The sequence below is a fragment of the Rosettibacter sp. KY25 genome, from assembly GCF_057554405.1.
Window position 1 is genome coordinate 167977 of the sequence record NZ_BAAJAO010000002.1, and the last position, 23334, is coordinate 191310.

Sequence of the window (23334 nt, forward strand, 5' to 3'; positions counted from 1 at the left end):
TTTAACCCAATTTCATTTTTGAACGAACTTCTTCCATTGTAGTTGAAGCAGTCACTTTAGCTTTTCTTTCTCCTTCAATTAAAATTTCTTTCACCTGTTCAATATTATTTTCATAAAATTTTCTTTTTTCAATTATAGGTTCTAAAAATGAATTTATCTTTGCAGCACATTTTGATTTACATTCTACGCAACCAAGAACACCACTGCGACAATTTTTTTCTATTTCATCAGTTTCTTCTGGATTAAATTTTTTATGATAAGTAAATACAAGACAAATTTCTGGTCTGCCCGGATCATTTTTTCTAACTTTTAATGGGTCGGTAACTGCCTTTCTTAATTTTTGATTAACAATCTCAGGTTCATCAGAAAGCAAAATTGTATTTCCGAGTGACTTACTCATTTTAGCATTTCCATCGAGCCCAGGAAGTCTTGCAAAATTTGTAAGCAAAGCTTCAGGTTCAGGAAAAACTTCTCCATATTGATTATTAAAACGCCGAGCTATTTCTCTTGTAATTTCTATATGAGGCACCTGATCTTCACCAACTGGCACAGCCTCGCCTTTATACAACAAAATATCAGCAGCTTGAAGAACAGGATAACCTAAATGACCATAAACTACATTTTCAATATTCAAATCTCGAACTTGCTCTTTTAGAGTTGGATTTCTTTCAAGTCTTGCTTTTGTTATTAACATTGAAAAGATAAGAAACAATTCTGCATGTTCTTTAATTTGAGATTGCCGGAAAAGTGGACTTTTATTTGGGTCCAATCCGCATGCTAACCAGTCAATCAGCATTTGAATTGTATTTTCATAAATATTATCAGTTGATAAATCTGTAGTAAGAACATGATAATCAGCAATTAAATGGTAGCTGTCATATTCATCCTGCAGTTTGACCCAATTTTCAAGAGCACCTACATAATGTCCAAGATGAAGTTTGCCTGTAGGTCTCATTCCGCTTAAAATTCTCTTTTTTGCCATAGATTATTGGAATAATTAATTAATGTGGTTACAAAAATAATGAAAAAAAAGTTACTTATGCTTATTGAAAAAGGTAAGGTTTCCAGGATTCTTCCATTCTGCCGACTGCAGATTTAATAAACATAATATGATTAGGGGCATAAGGTTTAATACGAAGTTTCATACCTGCTTCTTCAGGGGTTCTGTCTCCTTTTTTATTATTGCAAGGAAGACATGCAGCTACAAGATTTTCCCAACTGTCATCACCGCCTTTAGATTTTGGAATTACATGGTCAATTGTTAGTGGCAAATCTCCTCTGCCGCAATAAGCACATTTGTGCCCATCTCTTTTTAAAATATTTCTTCGAGTTAGAATAATTTTTTTATAAGGAACTTTTACGAAGTCATTTAATCTGATAACACTGGGCCAAGGAAATGTTTTTGAAACTGTATGAATTTTTTTACGTTCGTTATCTGCTACTAATTCGGCTTTGCCTAAAAGAATTAATACAATAGCCTTTTTAACATTGCATATAGTTAAAGGCTCGTAACTCTGGTTGAGCAATAAAACTCTTGCATTGAGTGAACCGTTTGAGCTGAATTTCCGTTCGAAGACCTGCCTCCGATTTTATGTTTTTTAATGGATTAATAAAATTTCCTTTCTCTTTACTTTACAAATATCGTAAACTCAATTAAATAATGAAAGAGCAAAACTTAGTTCCTAAAAATTATACCGCCAGCAAGCAGATAACCTTTTTCATCATAAAGAACCAATGATTGGCCGGGTGTTACTGCATTTTTTGGTTCAATAAATCTAACATGAATTTTATTCTGGTCAGAATAAATTACTTCGGCTGCGGTTGCTTTATCAGAGTATCGAATTTTACCAAAAACGATTTCTCCTTTTTTAAGTTCTGCTCTGCTTACATAATTAACATCCATAGCTGTAACATCTTTTTCGAGCAATTCTTCTTTATCACCAATTTCAATAATGTTCAAACTACTGTCAACTTTTTTGACATAAACAGGTTTTCCAACAGAAATTCCTAATCCTCTTCTTTGACCAACGGTATAAAATGGAATTCCTTTATGTTTTCCAATAACTTTTCCGTGATAAATAATATCTCCTTCTTCAATTTTATTAATAACATCAGGAATTCTTTCTCTTAAAAATCTTTCATAATTATTATCTGCAACAAAACAAATTTCTTGACTATCCGGCTTTGCGGCTGTTTTTAATCCAAATTCTTCTGCTAATTTTCTCACTTCAGTTTTTTTCAAATTTCCAAGTGGAAAAATTGTTCTGCTTAAACTTTCTTGAGTTAATCCCCAAAGTGCATAGGTTTGGTCTTTAGGATTATCTTCAGAATGCTTTAATGTAAATCTGTTTTCAATTTCATTATATTCGATGATAGCATAATGACCAGTAGCAACATATTTTGCATCAAGTGAGTCTGCTTTCTTGAGCAATTCTTCCCATTTAATTTTTCTATTGCATACCACGCATGGGTTTGGAGTTCTGCCAGAAAGATATTCTTCCACAAAATTATCTATTACAGTTTTTTCGAATGCTTTTGTAAAATCAACAGTGTAATGAGGAATACCAAGAACATCTGCAACATTTTTAGCATCAAAAATTGCATCAAGCGAGCAGCAGCCAGATTCAAATTTGGGTGCACCGCCAACTTCCATAAAGCCCCATGTTTTCATTGTTATTCCAATTACATCATAACCCTGCTTTTTAAGCAGAGCAGCCGCAACAGATGAATCTACACCACCACTCATAGCTACTATTACTCTTTTCTCGTTCACAACAAATCCTTTCTAATTTTTTTTGTTTAACAACAAAAATATAAAATAAGTTTAGAAATAAAATCTGTAAGAGATTTTTTGAGGAATCAAGAATTGTCTTTAGAAAAAGATTTTTGAGATAATACAGCCACACAGGTTACATAATTATCTGAATGGCTCATAGATACATGCAAAAGTTTATCTTCTCCCAGAAAATCTTTTAACCTTCCATGAAATTTAACAGTGGGCATTCCACTCAATTGATTATTAATTTCAATATCCTTCCAGCTGAATGTTTTATTAAATGGTGAAATAGCTTTTATGATTGCTTCCTTTGCAGCAAAGCGTGCAGCCAGATGCTGATATTTATTTTTTTTATTTAATGAATATTCCAATTCGGTTTTGGTATAAATTCTGTTCAAGAATTTTTCACCATAATTGTCAACACTTTTTTTTATTCTTTCGATTTCGATTATGTCAATCCCAAGACCTAATATCATATAACATTGTGTTTAATTAAAACAAATCAATTTTTGCATCGACTTTTATTCCGCTTGATTTAAGTTGTTCCAATAAAAGTAATGTTAAATCTTTGAGTTGTTTGATAGACAATTTCAGGTCTTCTATCATTTCTTTATCGTTAAGGGCTTTGCCTAAATTATTTTCAGATTTATTTGTTTTATCAATAAATTCATTTACGCTCGAAATTAATTTTTCTGAATTCTCGAGTGTTTGTTTTAATAAACTAATCGTAACTTTTAATGAATCTCTGTTTGTGGTCATGAAATTATTTACTGACTTTGTAAGTTCTGTGCCTTCATTCAATAAATCAGCAATTTTATCTTTATTGTTCAATATCAAAGTATTTAGATTGTTAGTCAAGTTATTCAAATTCGACAAAGAATTTTTTAGTTCGTTGTTGAATTGTGAATCCGCCAAAGTCTTATTTATGTGAGATAAAGAAAATTTAATTTCTCTTACTACATCAACAAGGTCGCTTTCAACTGTGCCTAATACTGCCATTGCAGTTGAAATATCACCAAGAAACTCACCTTTATGAGGAAGATTATAATTAAGTAAATTATTCGAAAAGCCGGGATTAATTTCAATTTTTTTACCGCCCATTAAATCGAGCATCATCACATAAAATTTTGCATCTTCTTTGAGCTCAATATCTGAATCAAGATTTAATAACACTTCAACTTTTGAACTGGATATTTTTATATCATCAACATATCCTTTTCTTACTCCATTTACTGTAACAGGGTCACCAATTTCAAGTCCTGCAACAGAATTAAATTCGACTGTCAATTTTTCCCTGTCTGAATTCATTGTAATATTTTTTGCCCAGCCGTAAATCCAGAGCAAAACAATTATGCCGATAAATACTGTGATGCCGACTTTAATTTCTGTTTTTCTTTGATCTTTCATTTTCCAAAGTGAGTTTTTTCAAATTATTAAATTCAATTGAATCTACTTTTCCATCTTCAATGATAATTTTTACATAGTCAATCATTGATTGAAATCTATTAATGGCAGTTTCAAAGTTTTGCTTTTTTAAGTCTACTGTTTTTGCTTCAATAAATGATTTTAAGGAATCATTATAAATGCTCTTATCCATTTTATTAAGCTTCTCATTCAATTTATTTAATGTAATATCCATAATTTTTTCTTTGCCATAGTCTTCCAATTTGTAACCATATTTTTTATAAAGATAAATTCCGCTGCTGATTAATATTGTTAGTAAAATAACTATTGTTAAAAAGCAACCTTTTTTCATTAAGTATCGTCTTGCTGTGAAAGTTTTTCAATAAGAACTTTTCTTATTCTTTTATTTGAAATTTCTTTGACGGTAAATTTATAGTTATTAAAAGTAAAATGAAAACCCTGAGATGGTATAATGCCTGCCTGATTTAAAATAAATCCGCCAACAGTATCATAATCTTTATTTTCAGATGAGAAATCAAATCCTAGTAATTCATTTAGTTCATCAATAGATAATTTTCCACTGACTATGTATTCATTTTCAGATAGTTTAATAATTTGTGATTCTTCTTTGTCATATTCATCACGAATATCGCCAACAATTTCTTCAAGAATGTCTTCAAGAGAAATTAAACCAGCTGTTCCGCCATATTCATCAACCACAATACCCAAATGGAGCTTTTTTTCCTGAAAATCATGAAGTAAATCATTTATATGTTTTGTTTCCGGAACAAAAAGAGCTTCTCTTGCAATTTTTTTAAGAGATAATGTTTTTCGCAGTTCTGGATTTTTCAAATAAGGAAGTAAGTCTTTTGCATAAATTATTCCCTGAATGTCATCCAGACTTTTCCCATAAAGTGGTATTCTGCTGTGCCCTGATTCTGTAATGATTCTCATCAATTCTTCAAAAGTAGCATTTAAAGGAACAGCAACAATATCAACACGAGGAGTCATAATTTCTCTTACCGTGACACTTCTAAAAGAAACAATCCCTTGAATTAGTTCCTGTTCATCTTGTTCTATTGTCCCTTTTTCCAAACTTAAATCGGCAAGTTCACTTATTTCTGTGCTGTGTAAAGCAGTTTTTAATTTATTTGCCTTCAGCTTTGATGTGCTTATTCTTAAAACATCTGTCAAAATTTTTGCTATCGGAAAAAATATTACACTAATCCAGTAAAGTGGAATTGAAACAATTTTTGCAAACTGAACAGGATATTTATTTGCCCATAGTTTTGGTGTTATCTCGCCTATTAAAAGAATAATAATAGTAAGCAAAATAATTTGAACACTTAAAGCTAATTCTTTTGGAATATGATAAATTTTAGCTATATCAAGTGCAATTAATACCGCAGTAATCGATGCAGCTATATTGACTATTGTGTTTCCTAATAAAATTGTAACGAGAAGTCTTCTTGGGTTTTCAATCAATAAGTTAATGTACCCTCCAATTAAACTGTGCTCTTTTCTGATTTCCTGCACTATTTTTTTATCGATTGAAAAAAGTGCAACTTCAGAACCAGAAAAGAATGCAGATAAAATCAAGCATATAATCAAAATGATAATGCGTATTATCCAATCAAAATCCAATTAAATTATAATCCTAACTTATTCAACATACTAATTAAAATGGTAAATCATCATCTTGAGAAGATGAAGCCAAATCAAAATCAGGTGGAATATTTGCCTCATCCTCAGTGCTTACATCAGTTTTACTTGATGCATTTTCAGAATTCGGTTCAATCTGCTCTTTGGCATCAAGAGGAATTAATTGTTCGGCAACAATTTCTGTAAAATATCTCTTTTCATCTTTTACAGAATATTCTCTTTTACTTATTCTTCCTTCAACGTAAAATTTTTTTCCTTTTTTAAGTGCTTGTTTATAAAAATCTGAGAGATTAAAACAAACTATATTATGCCAAGTTGTTTCATTTACCCATTCATTATTTTGATTTTTGTAGCTTCTTGATGTTGCAAGAGGAAAAGTTGTAATTGCCACATTATTTGTAGTAAATCTTGTCTCGGCATCAGCCCCTAAATTACCAATTAACATTACTTTATTTAGTGAGAAAGCCAATTTACTCACCTTTAATTTGTTATACTTTGCTTTATAAATTTATTATTATTAAATGAAATTACCAAAAATTAAGTTGAATCTTTTTCTTTTATGAAATAAATAGAAAAACTCTGTATCTCCAATGTATCAGAGATACAGAGTTTTAATTAAAATCAGTAATTATAATGAATATGCTAAGTTAACCCCAAATAGATGAGCTGTATTTGAATAAGTTCCATTAAATCCAAACTTTGAATTTGATACTTTTCTATCGGAGAATAAGAGCAATAAATATGAAATATCTAAACGTAGATTTTCTGTTAATTTAGCACCATAACCAATGTTTAATCCAATTCTATCTGCATCTGGTAAAGTTGGTTCAACGTATTCTGTTTTAACTGGATTTCTGTCATAAAAAATTCCGCCTCTTAACTTAAAAGCAGAAGTTACATCATATTCGAAACCAGTTCTTACAATAAATGTATTCTCATAATTTCTTTCAACTGAAGAGACATTTTGTTTACCATTGAGAGGATTTAAATCAAGGTCATAGTTTTCAAATGTTACTTCTAATTTATCATAACTTGACCATCCGACATACTGAAAATCAGCAGTTAACATTACATTATCTGAAGCTTTATATGCGATTCCTAAAGTAGCATTTTGTGGTGTAGTTAAAGGAGCAGTAATGTTGCCGTTCGGGAAAGGTAAATCTCCAAGCTGAGGATGTTTAAAAGTAGCAGGCTCGCTTGTTGCAGTTCCTTTGAGATCAAAACTTACTTCACTTCTGTAACTCAATCCAACTGATAATCTTGATAATGGTTTATATAAAATCCCAGCTGTGAACCCAAAAGCTGTTCCATCCCCTTCTAATGTTAATGTAAAATCGCCTCCAACTGGTGAAGGAGATTTTCTTTTAATCTTAACATCTGTCCATGCAAATGTACCCCCTACGCTTAATGATAAATTATCTAATAATTGATAAGCAACAACAGGAGTTACAAAGAACGATTTAAGCTGTGTATCAACTGCTAAATATTTACCTACCCATGTTGATGGCCAGGTAGTTCCTAATCCATAAGGATTATTAACTCCAATACCTGCATAAAGCTTATCTGTAATTTCCTGAGTTACATAAAAATTAATTGGTGTAAAAACTTGAGTTTTTTGTTCATACTCTAATTTAGTAGCTCCAGGGACTTTATAAGAACTTAATGGAGCAATTAAAGTAGAACCCAAATAAAATTGCGTTCCTTTTAATTGAGTTAAACCAGCAGGATTGAAGTAAATGGCAGAAGGGTCATTAGCAAGACCAGTAAAAGCTCCGCCCATTGCCATTGCACGAGCACCGTGCTCATTAAGTTGAAACCCACCAGCAAAAATACTGGCAGTCAAGGATATTGTTAGTAATAAAATTGGTAATACTTTTTTCACACAACCTCCTCTATGTTTGTTAAGAATTCAATGAAAATATAGTTATTTGTTTTATAAAAGCAAAAAGAATTATTTTCTAATTTATTGAAATTCAACAATTGTAATTCCATCTCCACCATATTCAATATTAGCATAATAAAAATTTTTTACACCTTTATAATTTGTAAGAATATTTTTAACAAGTTGTTTTAATGCACCAGTTCCTTTGCCATGTAAAATTTCAACTTTATCCAGACCTTGCATATTTGCATTGTCAAGAAATTTTATAATTTCAAGTTCAGCTTCATCTGCTCGTTTGCCTCGTATATCCAATCTATAATTAAGATTATCAGTGGTTATATCAAATTTTTTAGGATAATATTCTTCAACTTCTGATTTTTTTGCTGGTATTAATTCCGAATATTTTGCTTTTATTTTTATAGAACCAATTGTTAATAATGCTCTATTTTTTTCCTTATCCAATTCTTCAATTATTCCAACAGAAGTTGTTCCTTTAATCGAGGCATAATCTCCAACTTTTAGTTCATACTGGCTTTCTTCTTTTACTTGATGCAAAAACATTTTCTTTATTTCTTTTTTAGTGTTCTCAATTTCCTGCTTTTCCTTTCTCACTACATCACGAGCTGCATTTGATTCTTTAATATTCTTAATTGCATTCTCAAGCTTTTTATTAATCGTCTCAAGAATTTCATCTGCTTTTCTTTTTGTATCTGAAAGAATTTCCTTTTTTTGTTTTTCAAGCTTATCAATTTTTTCCTGATAGAGATTAGATAAACTTTTAAGTCTTAGATTTTCCAATTCAAGTTTATGAAGCTGTTCTCTAAGTGCTTTAGATTTTTTTTCAAGACTGATAAGAAATTCCTCGATTTTAATTTTATCTGTTTCTAAAAATTCTTTAGCACGATTTATAAATTTATCATCAAATCCAATTCTATGGGCAACTTCAAAAGCATAACTTGAACCAGGCATTCCCTGATTGAAAATGTAAGTAGGTTTTAATTCAATTGTATCAAATTCCATTGAAGCATTTTGAAAACCTTCAAGTTGATTTGCTATTATCTTAAGAGAACCATGATGTGTAGTCGCAAGCACTACAGCACCCTTATCTCTCAATGTTATTAAAATGCCAGAAGCAATTGCAGCTCCTTCTGTTGGGTCAGTACCTGTTCCAATTTCATCTATTAAGACAAGTGTTTTATCAGAAGCTTCTTCAATTATGTTTTTTATATTTTTCAGATGTGAACTAAATGTACTTAAATCATCTTCAATTGATTGTGCATCTCCGATATCAACAAGAACTTTTTCAAAATAATTAAAGTTTGAATCTGGATTTGCAGGAATAGGAATTCCAGATTGAGCCATTAATACAAGGATTCCCATTGTTTTAAGTGCTACTGTTTTACCACCAGCATTCGGTCCGGTTATTACAATTACTTTTTCTTTATCAATTTTTATGTTAAGCGGAACTGTATTATTAATTCCTATCTTTCTTATCAATAAGGGATGCCTTCCATCAATTATTTGAAAAGGTTTTGATTCATCATAAGATGGAAATGAACCAATTATTTCAATCGAATATTTTGCGCGAGCAAAAATTGAATCAAGTTCTGCAATTGTATCAAGTGTTTTTAACAACTCATTGCTTTGATTTCCAATTCTTACGGTTAATGTTTTTAAAATCTTTTCAACTTCTCTTTTTTCGGCAAACTTTAATGAAAGAATTTCGTTATTTAATTCAAGAGTTTCTTCAGGTTCTATGTAAACTGTTTGTCCTGTAGATGATTCTGAATGAATAAAACCGCGAACATGACGTTTGTGTTCTGCTTTTACAGGAAGTACAATTCTTCCATCTCTTTGTGTTATGTATTCTTCCTGAACAAGATAAGATTCACTTAACTGCTTTAGAAGTTTATTAACCAGCTTCTGAAGCGAAAACTCTTTTTCTTTAATTTCATTTCTAATTGATTTTAATTCATTGCTTGCATCATCTCTTATTTCACCGCTTTCTGTAAATACTTTGCTTATCTGATGTTCAAAGACTTTATCTACAAACAAAAAGTTTCGAAGTTCTAATAATTCATTATGTTCATTTTCTTTAGGCTTCAAAAATTGATATAACTTGCGGGATATTTCCGCAAGCTTCAATACATCCAAAATTTGCTTTGAACTTAGAATTACACCTTCAATCCTGCTCCGATATAATGTTTCTGTTAAATCAGGCAAGTAATCGATAGGCGGAATATCATTCTTGATTATAATTTCTTTTGCATAATTTACTTTTCTGCCTTCTTCAATTACTTGACTTAATGAATCAAAAGGTTTGAGCGAAAGGATTTTTTGCTTTCCTTTTTCTGTTACACAGTATTTAGAAATGTGGGATAATATTTTAGAGAATTCTAATTTTTCTAATGTATCAAATCTTATCATTTTGTTATAACAGAATCTATGGGTGGAGTTTTTATTGTATCTTTATTCTCGATAAAATTTTTAATTAAATCTGCTGCTTTTGATTGATGTCCGATTATCAGGTCAATCGATTTGGGAATTATATCAGCAACATATGAATACATTAAAGAATCTTTTTTAGTTTTTTCATTTGGGAAGCCAAGAATATCAAGCAGCAAAAAAATTCCGCTTAAGAAAAAAAATATTTGAACTGTTCCTATAATTCCGCCAATTAGCTGATTCAAAAATTTATTCAATTTATCAACTGGATGAATAATTCGTTTTAAAATTGAGGCAATCAAAATGACAATTAAAAAAATAAGAATGCCAGAGATAACATTTGATAGATATTCATCATTATTAAAGAAAGGATTTAGATATTTACCAATTGTTTGTGAATACTCAAACGCTAAAAAGAATGCAGCAACAATTCCAATGAGTCCAATAATTTTTCTTACCAAACCATCTTTAAAACCAAGAATGAATCCAATTACTGCAATTGCAATTATTAAATAATCTATGTAATTCAATTCATGCTCAGAAATTTTTCTACAATTTCTTTTATTACTTTACCATCTGCTCTGCCTTTTAAGGTTTTGGCAGCAAGCGGCATTAAACGCGGGAAATCATTTTTGTCTTTAGCATTAATCTCTGCCGCAATTTTTTTAATTTCTTCTAGTATTTCTTCATTTGTTAATTGTTTAGGAAGATATTCTTCAATAATCTTGAGTTCATTTTCTTCTTTTTCAGCAAGTTCAGGTCGATTAGCATTTCGATATTGTTCAATAGCTTCCTTTCTTTTTTTTGCTGCAGCAGTAAGAATACGAATTTCTTCTTCAGGAGTTAATTCTTTGCCAGAACCGCTTTTTTCGAATTCAAGTATTAATGCTCGAATTGACCTAATTGTTTCAAGCCGAACTTTATCGCCAGCTTTCATTGCTTCTTTCAAGTCGTTATTAATTTTATCTCTTAAGTTCATATGCACCTCAAAAAAAAAGGCAGGCCATTTTTGAGAATAACCTGCCTCTTATTTTTTAGAAATCTATTTTTATATTTTCAGCATAGCTGAATAGTTTATTCGCAGACATGATGCTTTTCTGAGTTCCTGTTGAATATCAGTAACTATTCCCATTTCAGAATTCTTATCAATTCTTAAAGATACAATCACATTAGGCAATGCTAATCTTTTTGCATACATAATTTTTTGAATATCTTCGAGTTTAACAATACTATCGTTTAATTGAATTCTGCCATCATATCCTACCCAGATGTAAGAAATTAATCTTTTGTTTTCAATTTTTTCAATTGCCTTTGCTTCAGGTAATCTGAATTTTACAAGCACATCAACTTCGCGTAATGTTGTTGTAACCATAAAGAACAAAAGCAGCATGAACACAATATCTGGCAGAGATGCAGTTGGAATCTGCTGCTTAACCGAAGCTCTCTTTTTCTGAAATTTCATCTATCAACCTCAAAATTATTTTTTTACAGTTTCTGGTTCTGCAATACTGATTGTAATAGGTATCTTTTCTTTAATTTCTTTCATTTCTTCACTTCTATCATCAATATCAATTAAGCGTTTGCCAAATCTTGAGCGGGCATATTCTTCACGCACTTGAAAATATGCATCTTTTATCTGGTCTAACGCTTGAATATACAAATTGTAATTTGTCTTTCTATCAGTTTTTATAGAAACTACAAGTTTTTTATTTGCAGGTAAATCAATCTTACTTTCGATTCTTGGTTTCAATACTTTTGATATTTGAGGTATTGCAATAATTTCATTGTTAAGGAGAACATCACCATTTTCATTAATCAAAACAGCTGCAAGTCTATCTTTAGAAATTGGTACCAACTCTTGTTCTCCTGGCGGAATATATTCTGGTAAAACAAGTCCAATACCTGTGTCAACATCAATTACTGTGGAAACCAAGAAGAAGAGCAGAAGCAAGAATGATATATCTGCCATAGAACTTGTAGGAATTTCTGCTTCTGGAAGTTTTCTTTTCTTTAGCTTAACCATTTTAGAGTTCTCAAATTAATTAAACTTGTTTTTTAGTTTTCAATTCATAGAGAGCATCAATCAATTCAATTGAGCTTTCTTCCATATCAGCTACTAATTTGTCGATACGGGAAACAAAATAGTTATAAAATACTTGCAAAATCATAGCAACAACAAGACCAAACAAAGTAGTTAACAAAGCAACAGAGATACCGCCTGCAACGATACTAGGTGAAATTTGAGCAGCTTCTTTAATAGCATCAAATGCTTGAATCATACCTTGAACGGTTCCGGTAAAACCAAGCATAGGTGCAAGTGCGATAAATGTAGAAATCCAGATTAAACCTTTTTCGAGGAAACCCATTTCAATAGCACCATAAGCCATAATAGCTTTTTCTGCTGCATCAAGTCCTTCATCAGCTCTTAATAAACCAGCATGGAATACTGAAGCAATTGAGCCTCTTGTATTTTCACATAATTTTATTGCTTCTTCAACTCCACCATTTTTTAATGCATCCTTAACCTGAACAATAAATTTCTTTGTATTGATTGTTGCTCTTGATAAAGTCCAGAGACGTTCAATTGCAAAGCCTAATCCAATAACTAAGCAGCCAAGAATGGGCCACATAAAGAATCCGCCTTCTATGAATTTTTGCTGTAAATATCCTACTAAGCTTGGTTCTTGGACCTGGGCTAAAATTGTCATCATGAATCCTGAGATATGTGTTAGTTCCATATAGGAAAACCTCCAATTGTGTTAATTAATAAAAATAATTTTCAAAAATTGTGTGGCTAACATTAAATAAATGAGCCAAAAAAGTCAATAAATTATTTTATTGACAAAACAAAATTAATCAATTTTCTATCAATTCAAAAAGTGGAATTATATTTCCATTAAAAATTTTCCACTCATCAAAAATTTTTTGGACTATCTTACAAATTTTTTCTTGCGGGATTAACTTTGCTTTATCTTTCATCCACTCTCTATTTTCTGGTGTGTCAATGATGTATGGTGCAACAGCATTTGCACTCATATTAATTGACTTGCCTTCAACTGCTAAACTTTTTACTAAATAATTTAATGCATTCTTTGATAGACCATATGCTGCAATATTAGGTTCATTTACAAAACTTGAATAAGCTCCTGTAAAACAAATTGAACCTCCTTTGCTTCTTTCAACTAATTTCATAAAATATTTTGCAATAAGAAATGACGAGTTCAGATTTATATTTAATAACTTTTTCCATTCTTCATAAGGAGTATCAGAAATGCTTTTCCCTCCCCAGAATGTTCCAATTGTACTAAATAAAAATAATAATGAATCATCATCTGTTTTTACTTTTTCAAAAGCATTTTGAACATTTTGTTCATCAGTTAAATCATTGATATAAACAACTTCTACATTTTTTGATTCAAATTTTTTTTCTAATTGTTTTCTTGTAAAGAAATAATATTTATCATAATCTTGATTTAAAAAATATTCAACAGCAGTACTTCCAAGATGTCCTGAAGAACCAAACAATAAAAATATTTTATTCATTTTTCTTTCCTTTCTTTTATGAACTTAAATTTTGCACCAACTGGATAATGGTCACTAAATCCTCCAATGTATCTGTTGCCTGAATAAGTTGGAATTGGAGCCCCAATTTTTTCACCTGTTTTTGAAACCATAAATGAAGGTTGAATTATTTCAAAACTATCACAAATATAATCAAGTTTAGTTTTATCAAACATTGAAGATGAAACAATAATCTGGTCGAGCATATTCCAGTCACTTCCATAAAGATAAGTTCCTCTTCCATTCAGAAATTTTTTGTAAGAAAGATTGATTAATTCTTTCGGTCGGGGATTCTCTTTTTCACAATCAAATTCTTTCGCATTAAGAATTTCATTTAGAGAAATATTATCCGGCTCATCATTAAAATCGCCAAGAATGATAATTTGTTCTTTATCATTTATTGAGAATAATGAATCAACTTTTCTTCTCAATACTTTTGCTGCAGCTATTCTGTTTGGCTCGGATTTTACTTGTCCCCCCAATCTTGAGGGCCAATGATTAACAAAAATTTGCAGAATTGTATTGCTTAATTTATGATTCAATGTAACGTGCAATATATATCTTGTTTTTGCACCGGTTGGCAAATTTACTTTTAATGTATCAACAGAAATAATATTGAAAATATCTCTGTCATATATTAATGTAACATCAATTCCCCGTTCATCAGGTGATTCTCGATAAACTGTTACATAATCTCGATATTGAAGTTTATAAAGTAACTTTTTTACAACATTAATGTTTTCAACTTCTTCAAGTGCGAGTATATCGGGTCCGCAGCCATCATTCATATAATTAATAACTCTGACAAGATTTGTAATTTTTTGTTCAAGTCTATCCTCAGTCCATTGCTTTTTGCTTGTAGGAAGAAATTCTGAATCATTTTTTAATGGGTCATCTTCTGTATCAAACAAATTTTCTACATTCCATGCTGCAATGAAAATAGTATCAGTGTGTTGATTGCTCTGACAACTAATTGTCAAAGGCAGCAGCAAAGTTAAAATAACATATAGATTAATAATTTTTTTCATAGTCTATTGTATGGTTATTAATTGTTCTAATTTTTATTTTCCATAGAGAATATAAAAAAATAATTAAGTGATATAAAGAAATAATATGAAAGAGAACAAAAAGAAATTTGTAATAATTGATGCTATGGCTCTTGCTTACAAGGGCTATTATGCTTTTATATCGAGACCATTAATGACTTCCAAAGGTGAACCAACTTCTGCAGTCTATGGATTTGTAAGCCAGTTATTAAAAATTATTGAAGACACAAAACCAGATTACATTGCAGTAGCATTTGATTCAAAAGAAAAAACATTCAGACATGAGAAATATGAAAACTACAAATCATCACGCGAAGAAATGCCAGAAGATATGATTCAACAAATTAGCAGAATTAAAGAAATTATTGAGGCATTTAAAATTCCAATTTATATTCTTCCAGGATATGAAGCAGACGATTTGATTGGGACAGCTGTAAAAAAAGCTTCTAAATCAGGATTCATCTGTTATGCGATTACACCTGATAAAGATTTTATTCAGCTTGTTTCTGAAAATGTAAAATTAGTTAAACCTGGTAAAACTACGGATGAAATTATAATTATTGATGAAGATAAAGTTCGCGAAGAATACGGATTCGAACCCAAACAAATGATTGATTATTTAGCACTTGTTGGCGATTCATCCGATGATATTCCTGGTGTTGCGGGGATTGGCCCAAAAACCGCTTTGCCTTTAATTCAAAAATTTAAGTCACTTGAAAATATTTATAAAAATCTGGATAAAATTGAAAAACAAAGCATTGCTAACAAACTTCTTGAAAGCAAAGAAAATGCATTTTTATCCAAAGAACTTGCAACAATAAATACAGAAGTTCCATTTGAAATAAATTTTGAAGAAGCAAAATTTCAGAAACCTGATTTAGAGAAATTATTAAAGATTTTTAATGAGCTTGAATTCAAAACTTTTGCATCGAGAATTAAAAAAATGTATTCCGATGAAACTTCTGAAATTAAAACTGAAGAGGTAATTGAAAAAATTCCTGAGAATGAAAACATTCAGGTATATGACAAAAGCAAGGTAAGATATCATTTAATTACTACAAAAGAGGATGCAAAAAAACTTGCGGAAAAATTAACTTCACATGAATTATTCGTATTTGACACTGAAACAGATTCTTTGAATACATTCACTGCAAATTTGGCGGGATGTTCTTTTTCTGTAAAACCAAAAGAAGCATGGTTTGTTGCAGTTAATCCTCAAAGAGAAACTGATGGTTTATTTTCGGCTGATTTATCTGAAAGATTGCCTGTTGATGATTTTATAAAAATTTTCAAACCAATTTTTGAAAACAAAAAAATCAAAAAAGTTTGTCAAAATGGGAAATATGATATAGCTGTTTTAAGAAAATATAATATTGAAGTAGAAAATTTTTATTTCGATACAATGCTTGCAAGTTATGTTATTGACCCTGACCAAAAACATGGAATGGATGAACTTTCTGAAAAATATTTGAACTACAAGCCAATTCCTCTTTTAGAATTAATTGGCTCAAAAAAAACACCTGAAAAAATTTTTGAAGTTGATGTAGAAAGATTATCAGATTACTCATGTGAAGATGCTGATATAACTTTCAGATTATATGAAATTCTCGATAAAATTTTGAAGAAAGAAGGATTGGAAAAAGTAGCATACGAAATTGAATTCCCTCTTGTTCCAGTGCTTGAAGATATGGAAAGAACAGGTGTTCGTGTTGATACAAAAATTCTAAAAGAGTTTAGCAAAGATTTACAAATTCTTCTTGATAATTATTCAAATGAAATTTACAGATTGGCAGGTGAAACTTTTAATATCAATTCAACTCAACAATTGCAAAAAATATTGTTTGAAAAATTAAAACTGCCCGAGACAAGCAAAACAAAAACAGGATTTTCAACAGATGCACGTGCACTTGAATCGTTAAAAGGCACTCATCCAATAATTGATATAATTATGGATTATCGACAGGTATCAAAATTAAAATCAACTTATGCCGATGCTCTGCCAGATTTAATCAATCCACTAACAGGAAGAATTCATACTACATACAATCAAACTGCTGCATCAACTGGAAGATTATCGAGCAATGATCCAAATCTTCAAAATATTCCAATTCGAACTGAACTTGGTAAAGAAATAAGAAGAGCATTTGTTCCGCGGGATAAAAATTTTGTTATTCTAAGTGCAGATTACAGTCAAATTGAATTAAGAATTATGGCAAGTATTTGCGGTGATGAAACATTAATAAAAGCATTTAAGAATGGTGAAGATATTCATCGCAGAACTGCTGCTCTTGTTTTCAAAGTTAATCCAGAAGATGTTACACCAGAAATGAGAAGAAAAGCAAAGGAAGTCAATTTTGGAATTTTGTACGGCTTAGGTCCTTTTGGATTAAAAACAAGATTGGGAATTTCTCAAGCTCATGCAAAAGAAATTTTTGATAATTATTTTAATTCATTCAAGAATGTTAAAAAGTTTATGGAAGATTCAATTAAAAAAGCACAGCAGAAAGGTTATGCAGAAACTTTAATGGGAAGAAGAAGATACTTAAGAAACATAAACAGTAAAAATAAAGTTGTTCGACAATTCGAAGAGCGTGTAGCAATCAACATGCCTATTCAGGGAACTGCTGCAGATATGATTAAATTAGCCATGATAAAAATCTACAAAGAACTTAAGAAAAGAAAAGCTCAAACAAAAATGATTCTTCAAGTTCATGATGAATTAGTTTTTGATGCTCATAAAAGTGAAGTTGATGAATTAAAATTTGTAATAAAAGATTTAATGGAAAACGCATTGCCGCTTAATCTCCCAGTTGTTGTTGATATTGGAATTGGAGATAACTGGCTTGATGCTCACTAATTACCAATCAAAAATTTGTAAATCAAATAGCCAAAATTGATTTGCAATAAGCCAAATGCAACACCGCTGTAAAGATCAAAACGATTTACTTTTTTTAATGTTTCTTTATCACCAGTTAATAAATATTCGTCATACTTTTTATCTGCATTAATTTTGAAATATGCAGCTGTTGCTCCAAGTACTGCAGAAGTTCCAATTAATACTTTCAACCAATTAGATTCAGATAATTCTTCTTTTTGAAATTTGTTTAAACTAGAAAATGAATTTTCATACAAAATTGTTTGAAAACTGTTTGACTTTGGCAAATGAAAAGTAAAATTGAAATGCTGATTGCATTTAGAAATTTTAATTGTATCAATAACTTCACTTCCGTTCCATTTATTTAAATATTTCTTGATATAAATCTCATATAAACCTGAATCGAGCTCTGTTGTTACTATACCCCTTCCTGCAAAATTGTTATTAATAAAAATGTAAGAATCAAAATTGTCTGTGTTAATTGTAACTAAACTTTTACAATCCTGCGCACTTATATAATGAAATGATAAAAACAGCATTAAAAAGATTTTAATGAGCTTCATCATAATTTTCTCTAAAAGTTTTGTAAGCAAAAATTTGTCCTCTATCTACACCAAAAAAAATGTATCCATTATAAAAAACTGGTGATAATTTTATTCTTGTATCAAATTTTAGAGTTTTTTTGATAACACCATTTTCTGGATTAATGAAATAAATTTTTTTGTTGAAGTCAGGTTGAATCAAAAAATTTTTAAGAAGCAATGGAGTAGAATTAATTACTCCTCTTGTATCAATACTCCATTTTAGTTTACCATTATTTTTATCAATTGAAAAAATTTTTCCTGAAAGATTGCCAATGAAAATATTTTCGGAATTAAAAACCGGAATAGATACTATATTTGCATTGCTGTTAAAAATCCAGTTAATCTTATTTGTCTGAATATTAAATGAAAAAAGTTTTCCGCTGCTGTCACAAAAATATGCATTGTTATTATCGATAGTTATCCCATTAATGCAATATTCAGAAATTTTTTCTCTAAACAATATTTTGCCTTCACTTGATGAAACAAATAATAATTCTCCATTGTCATTTCCAAAGATTACAATATTTCCATCTGATGCCGTAATAGAATGAGTAGAAGTTTTTGTTTCAACAGACCAGATTTTAATTCCAGCATAATTAAATTTTATCAGCTCTCCTCTATCACTTAAAACAACAATTCCATCATTCAATTTGAGCATCTCGGTGTTAATGCTGCCTTTAATTTTTGTTTCACTCAAAGTTTTAGCATTATTAATATCTTTCATCACAAACAAAGAATAATTTTCTGACTTAAGATTAACTGCGAAATAAATTCTTAATTTATAAATTATTGGTGCAGCAGCAATCGAACCAGAAAATTTATAGTATCCAGTTGATTTCCCTGATTTAATATTAAATCCATAAATTCTTCCTGATAAATCACTCACAAAAAGAAAATCATTATTAATTATTATTGAAGTATTCGCTTGACTTCCGTTTGTTTCTGCTTTCTATAATAATCCTAATGAATCAGAAATTGATACATCTTCATAAAAATTTCTTTGAGGAATTTTGCCAAACATAAATATTCCAGAATCATCAGAATAAAAATTTTTTATTATCAAATCATGTGAACATGATATTAAAAATATTGATGATGTGAGAAATATTTTTAGATTTCTAAAAATCAAAAGTCCCACCCAAAGAAAAATTGATAAAATAATTTTGGTTGAAATCTATTAAAGTTGTTTTCTATTTTCTTTCCAATATCATAACGCAAAGCAATAGCATTGAACAAATTTATTCTAAAACCAATGCCAATACTTCCAAGAGTTTCTTTATAAGATTTATCCCATGCTGAGCCGGCATCAAAGAACAGTGCACCTCGAATGTTAAAAAAGCTTAATCCCAAAAATGGAAAGTTAACCTGAATTTTATCAATCAAAGGGAATCTCAATTCAACAGATGATAGCCACAACTTCTGACCTCTAATTGACCAGCGAGGCCATCCTCTTAAATCCCAGCTGCCGCCTGCAAAATATCTTCTTGCTTCTTTGCCATGATTTACAAAAAGAGCTGCTCTTGTGGCTACAGCACTTCTTAGTCCCAATCTAAAATATTTTCTGTAATCAATAATGAATGAATAATAATTCACATTGCTATACTTAACATCACTTGTGTAACCAAGCAGTATTCTAAAACGAGAACCATCAATTGGACCTGTAGAAGACCAGATAGAATTATCGTGCACAAAAGAAAGTGAATTTGAAACAAGCAGAGATTTTCTTGAAATGATATCACCAAACAATTCTTTGTCTGAATTTGCAATACTAACATCTGCTTCAATTCTTTGGAAACTTGAAAATGGATAATGCAATTCCAAGTAACCGCCAAATACTCTTTCATAAAAAAATTCATCTGATTCAGTAATATCGTATCTTCTGCCGGCATAATGGAAAATGCCATAGCCAAAATTTGTTCGTCTTTTCAAACTTATTCTGCTTATAGCCACGTTGAAATTTTTTAAAATTTCACTCTGCACTTCTGCGGTGTTATATACATAAAAAATGTATCTATCATCACCAAGCAAATCACTTAATGAAAATAATGCTCCGCCGCGTGAACCATAAATTGGGTCAGTAGATAATTGTCCAATTGCATAATCTAGTGTGTATTCGTTTTCATATTTTAATTTATCATACTCAGGGGGAATTACAATTTCTTTAGCAAGCCATAAGTTTCTTGATTTTATTAAATCAAATTGGACTGATGAATATGATGAATTTTTATTTAATGTAAGATTATAAAACTGGAATGAATATTTTTCAAATGCAGATGTAATTATTGTGCTGTCGTTTGCAAATGTAAAACTATAAACACTTGTTAAAAATTTTGTAACCTGTTCAATTTCTTTTTTATTATTTGCATAATTCATTTTCCAGATGTTGTAAGTTCCATCATAATCACAATTAAAATAAAGTTCAGTGTAATCAGGATTAAATTGCGGTGATGAAATATTTGCATTAACATAAGTGAGATAATAAATAGAATTACTCTTTAAATCATATTCGAACAAATTATACTTTTGCTGATATTCACCAGCAGTTCTATCTGAAGCAAAAATTATTTTTGAATTATCTTTATTAAATATTGGGTCAATATCTGAATAATAATCATCCGTAATTCTTAATAATTTGTCTTCTTCAAAATTATAAATGAAAATATCAGTATAACCTTTTTTATCAGCTGCTATGAAAAGAAGCAACTTGCCATCACTTGAAAATGAAGGTGAACGAATTGATATCAAACTTGTTTGTGAACCATTGGCAATCAAATCATTAAATCGAAGTGTTCTGATAATTTTATTTTCTTTTATCGAATAAATATGAATTACATCACTATAAAGGGATTTTGTTACGAAAGCTATTTTGCCGTCTTTAGAAACATCAAGAGTTTTTTCGAGAAGATGAAAAGCTTCAAATTTAGATTCTCTTTCTCCTTCAATTATAACTTCTGGATTTTGCATTTCTTCACTTTCAATATCATACTTCATCTTAAATACAGATGAATATCCATTATGATTCCCAATAAAATAAATTTCTTTCTTTCCATTGTTATCATAAAATCTCGGTTCAAAATTGAATCCAGTTTCAGTCAGCTTTTTTGATTTTATAAAATGCGGATAATTATTTTGAAGTAAAGGAAAATATTTTTGTTGAAGTGAGTAATACCACTTATTGCCAATGTCATTAAAAGTTTCTCCAAGTGTAAATTCTAGATTTTCCTTGAATGAACTAAACCTCCAAAAATTTTCCATCAGCTGAAGAATTTTTTCTTCGCCATAATTTTTTGAAACAAACTCTAAAAAACTTTGTCCTTCTTTATAAATTATGTATCCATCTGCAGCATCAAGGTCTTGAAGCGGAATAAAAAAATTGTTCAATACAAAATCACGCATAACCATTTCTGATTGAGTATCCCAATCAAATGACCAATATTCTGCCAATCCTTCAACAAACCAAAGCGGCGGCATTCTTTCAGTTTCAATTCGATGGTCTCGTAATACATTGAATATTTTATTAGTCATAAACACATGAACAAGTTCATGGCGAATAACATGCTTAAAACTGCTTATCGAGCCAAGATATGGAATAACAACTCGTCCTTTCATAAATTCAAAAAATCCGCCTACACCTTCAGGAATAAAGCTTGGTGTAATATTAGTTTGCTGAAAATGAATATGTGTGTTATAAAAGATGAGTGGAATTTTTGTAGTTACATAGTGATTAAATTTAACTTTGTATTCATCAAAAGCTTCTTCAGCAAATTGAGCACCAATTTTTGCAATTTGTTCGAAATCATCATAGTAATAAATATTAAAGTGCTCTGTTTTGAGCACTTTCCAATTAAATTTTTCGTATTGAACTTTATTTCTTCCGAAGAAATAAAATTGAGCAGATAAAATTTGAGGGAATAATAAAATTAAAAGAAAGTATTTGAAAATTTTATTGTGAGCTGCCCAAAAAGTAAAAATAGTTGTCAGGTTACAATTGAGAATATTTATTTTATTCTCAAGCTTGAAGAAAAAAATTTTCTGAACTAAATAATTACTTTTTGAGCAGCTGCATCTCAAAGACGTTCCTTAAGATAATTTATGTTGTCTATTGTAGTTGGGTCAAAACCACGAATGACAGCAAAGTAATATGTTGTCCAATCACCAAAATAAATTAAATCAATCAATCTCAATTTATAATTTGGTTCAGTACTTTTTATGTCAATTATTTCACAGCCAGATTTCCTAATAACATCAGATGTAATTATAAATCTTTTCTTCACTTGCGGATGATAATCATCATCCCAGATATTAATAAGTTTTATATTTATTTGTTGTGGATTGTAGCCTTCCCAACCCATAATTTCATTATGGTCGAGTTCAGGGAAATATGAGAAAAATGCATGATGTTTGGAATTTTCATTGAACTGTCCTTTAAATCTAGTTCCAACAACAGAAGTGTAATCAGAAACAGAATAAATTAATGGAACATAACCAACAAGATTTTCAGCTAAATTAAGAGCATCATTTTGTTCTTTTGAATACTCTTCCCCTTTTCTTTTCAATAAATCTATAGCTTGCTTAACATTTTCACTTTGGTCTGGAATTAGTTTTAATGAATTAAAAACATTAAGCACAGCAAAAAAATTAATCCATAAAGCAAAGCGAGGTTGATAACCTTTGAGAAGTTTTGCAACTGGAATATTATGTTGTTTTGCAATTTCTTCCATTTTTCCGCCAGTTGTTACACAAACAATCTGGCATTTCTTTTCTATTGCCTGATTTAATGCAGAAAGAGTTTCTTCTGTATTGCCAGAATAAGATGAAGCAATAACAAGTGTATTTTCATCAACAAATAAAGGGAGCTCATAATTTCTGTTTACGAGATAAGGATACTTCAATTCAGTTCTTAAATAATTTTGAATAAGTTCACCGCCAATAGCAGAACCGCCGAGACCAGTTAAAATTATGTTTTTGATTTTTGATGCGTCAATAGATGACAAATCAAGTTTTAGATTCCATGAATATTCAATTTGAGTATATGAATCTTTTAATACCTGAAATTGATCTGATGCATCATGTTTTTTAATCATTTCTGAAATACTCAT

At 30.1% G+C, this 23334-nt stretch carries 23 protein-coding genes; 1 reads left to right on the forward strand and 22 read right to left on the reverse strand.

Going from position 1 to position 23334, the window contains the following annotated elements:
* Position 1 precedes the first annotated feature (1 nt).
* The 17 genes from trpS to AC27L2_RS02240 all read right to left on the reverse strand — a co-directional run bounded on the left by trpS (position 2) and on the right by AC27L2_RS02240 (position 14758).
* Positions 2-982, reverse strand: coding sequence for a tryptophan--tRNA ligase (gene trpS, locus AC27L2_RS02160; RefSeq protein WP_487210010.1), 981 nt, complete (start codon positions 980-982; stop codon positions 2-4).
* A 61-nt stretch (positions 983-1043) separates the two neighbouring features.
* Positions 1044-1526 carry an HNH endonuclease gene (locus AC27L2_RS02165; protein WP_487210012.1) on the reverse strand — a complete coding sequence of 161 codons (483 nt, stop codon included), beginning with the start codon at positions 1524-1526 and terminating at the stop codon, positions 1044-1046.
* 149 nt (positions 1527-1675) lie between these two features.
* A complete protein-coding gene (gene mnmA, locus AC27L2_RS02170; RefSeq protein ID WP_487210013.1) occupies positions 1676-2773 on the reverse strand; it encodes a tRNA 2-thiouridine(34) synthase MnmA in 1098 nt (365 codons plus the stop codon).
* An 86-nt stretch (positions 2774-2859) separates the two neighbouring features.
* Complete coding sequence (gene acpS, locus AC27L2_RS02175; RefSeq protein ID WP_487210014.1) at positions 2860-3252, reverse strand: holo-ACP synthase; 393 nt, start codon at positions 3250-3252, stop codon at positions 2860-2862.
* Between the two features lie 16 nt (positions 3253-3268).
* Positions 3269-4183, reverse strand: coding sequence for an MlaD family protein (locus AC27L2_RS02180; protein WP_487210015.1), 915 nt, complete (start codon positions 4181-4183; stop codon positions 3269-3271).
* Complete coding sequence (locus AC27L2_RS02185; protein ID WP_487210016.1) at positions 4155-4532, reverse strand: hypothetical protein; 378 nt, start codon at positions 4530-4532, stop codon at positions 4155-4157. Before AC27L2_RS02185 ends, AC27L2_RS02180 begins: the two co-directional genes overlap by 29 nt.
* A complete protein-coding gene (locus AC27L2_RS02190) occupies positions 4532-5824 on the reverse strand; it encodes a hemolysin family protein (protein WP_487210017.1) in 1293 nt (430 codons plus the stop codon). The genes AC27L2_RS02185 and AC27L2_RS02190 overlap by 1 nt, the downstream gene beginning before the upstream one ends.
* A 34-nt stretch (positions 5825-5858) precedes the next feature.
* Positions 5859-6311, reverse strand: coding sequence for a single-stranded DNA-binding protein (locus AC27L2_RS02195; protein WP_487210018.1), 453 nt, complete (start codon positions 6309-6311; stop codon positions 5859-5861).
* A gap of 159 nt (positions 6312-6470) precedes the next feature.
* On the reverse strand, positions 6471-7724 hold the full coding sequence (locus AC27L2_RS02200; protein WP_487210019.1) for an OmpP1/FadL family transporter: 1254 nt from the start codon (positions 7722-7724) through the stop codon (positions 6471-6473).
* Positions 7725-7805: 81 nt separating this feature from the next.
* Positions 7806-10151, reverse strand: coding sequence for an endonuclease MutS2 (locus AC27L2_RS02205; RefSeq protein ID WP_487210020.1), 2346 nt, complete (start codon positions 10149-10151; stop codon positions 7806-7808).
* Positions 10148-10699, reverse strand: a complete 552-nt coding sequence (locus tag AC27L2_RS02210; RefSeq protein ID WP_487210021.1) for a CvpA family protein — start codon at positions 10697-10699, stop codon at positions 10148-10150. Before AC27L2_RS02210 ends, AC27L2_RS02205 begins: the two co-directional genes overlap by 4 nt.
* Complete coding sequence (locus tag AC27L2_RS02215; RefSeq protein ID WP_487210022.1) at positions 10696-11148, reverse strand: GatB/YqeY domain-containing protein; 453 nt, start codon at positions 11146-11148, stop codon at positions 10696-10698. Before AC27L2_RS02215 ends, AC27L2_RS02210 begins: the two co-directional genes overlap by 4 nt.
* A 69-nt stretch (positions 11149-11217) precedes the next feature.
* Positions 11218-11631, reverse strand: coding sequence for an ExbD/TolR family protein (locus AC27L2_RS02220; protein WP_487210023.1), 414 nt, complete (start codon positions 11629-11631; stop codon positions 11218-11220).
* Positions 11632-11646: 15 nt separating this feature from the next.
* Positions 11647-12192 (reverse strand): ExbD/TolR family protein, encoded by a 546-nt coding sequence (locus tag AC27L2_RS02225; RefSeq protein WP_487210024.1) that lies wholly within the window; start codon positions 12190-12192, stop codon positions 11647-11649.
* A 19-nt stretch (positions 12193-12211) separates the two neighbouring features.
* On the reverse strand, positions 12212-12907 hold the full coding sequence (locus AC27L2_RS02230; RefSeq protein WP_487210025.1) for a MotA/TolQ/ExbB proton channel family protein: 696 nt from the start codon (positions 12905-12907) through the stop codon (positions 12212-12214).
* A 118-nt stretch (positions 12908-13025) separates the two neighbouring features.
* Entirely contained in the window at positions 13026-13712 is a 687-nt protein-coding gene (locus tag AC27L2_RS02235; protein WP_487210026.1) for an SDR family oxidoreductase, read from the reverse strand.
* Positions 13709-14758, reverse strand: a complete 1050-nt coding sequence (locus AC27L2_RS02240) for an endonuclease/exonuclease/phosphatase family protein (RefSeq protein WP_487210028.1) — start codon at positions 14756-14758, stop codon at positions 13709-13711. Before AC27L2_RS02240 ends, AC27L2_RS02235 begins: the two co-directional genes overlap by 4 nt.
* 85 nt (positions 14759-14843) lie before the next feature.
* Between AC27L2_RS02240 and polA the strand changes: the two genes are divergently transcribed.
* Positions 14844-17633, forward strand: coding sequence for a DNA polymerase I (gene polA, locus AC27L2_RS02245; protein ID WP_487210029.1), 2790 nt, complete (start codon positions 14844-14846; stop codon positions 17631-17633).
* Here polA and AC27L2_RS02250 read toward each other — a convergent pair.
* From AC27L2_RS02250 to AC27L2_RS02270, 5 genes are all read right to left on the reverse strand, one after another.
* Positions 17630-18217: a hypothetical protein gene (locus tag AC27L2_RS02250; protein ID WP_487210030.1), complete on the reverse strand. Its 588-nt coding sequence runs from the start codon at positions 18215-18217 to the stop codon at positions 17630-17632. The two genes, polA and AC27L2_RS02250, sit on opposite strands and share 4 nt — an antisense overlap.
* Entirely contained in the window at positions 18201-19121 is a 921-nt protein-coding gene (locus tag AC27L2_RS02255) for an outer membrane protein assembly factor BamB family protein (RefSeq protein WP_487210032.1), read from the reverse strand. Before AC27L2_RS02255 ends, AC27L2_RS02250 begins: the two co-directional genes overlap by 17 nt.
* Before the next feature lie 63 nt (positions 19122-19184).
* Positions 19185-19364: a hypothetical protein gene (locus AC27L2_RS02260; RefSeq protein WP_487210033.1), complete on the reverse strand. Its 180-nt coding sequence runs from the start codon at positions 19362-19364 to the stop codon at positions 19185-19187.
* Entirely contained in the window at positions 19361-22072 is a 2712-nt protein-coding gene (locus AC27L2_RS02265) for a hypothetical protein (RefSeq protein WP_487210034.1), read from the reverse strand. Before AC27L2_RS02265 ends, AC27L2_RS02260 begins: the two co-directional genes overlap by 4 nt.
* Positions 22073-22302: 230 nt before the next feature.
* Positions 22303-23334, reverse strand: a complete 1032-nt coding sequence (locus AC27L2_RS02270) for a bifunctional phosphoglucose/phosphomannose isomerase (RefSeq protein ID WP_487210035.1) — start codon at positions 23332-23334, stop codon at positions 22303-22305.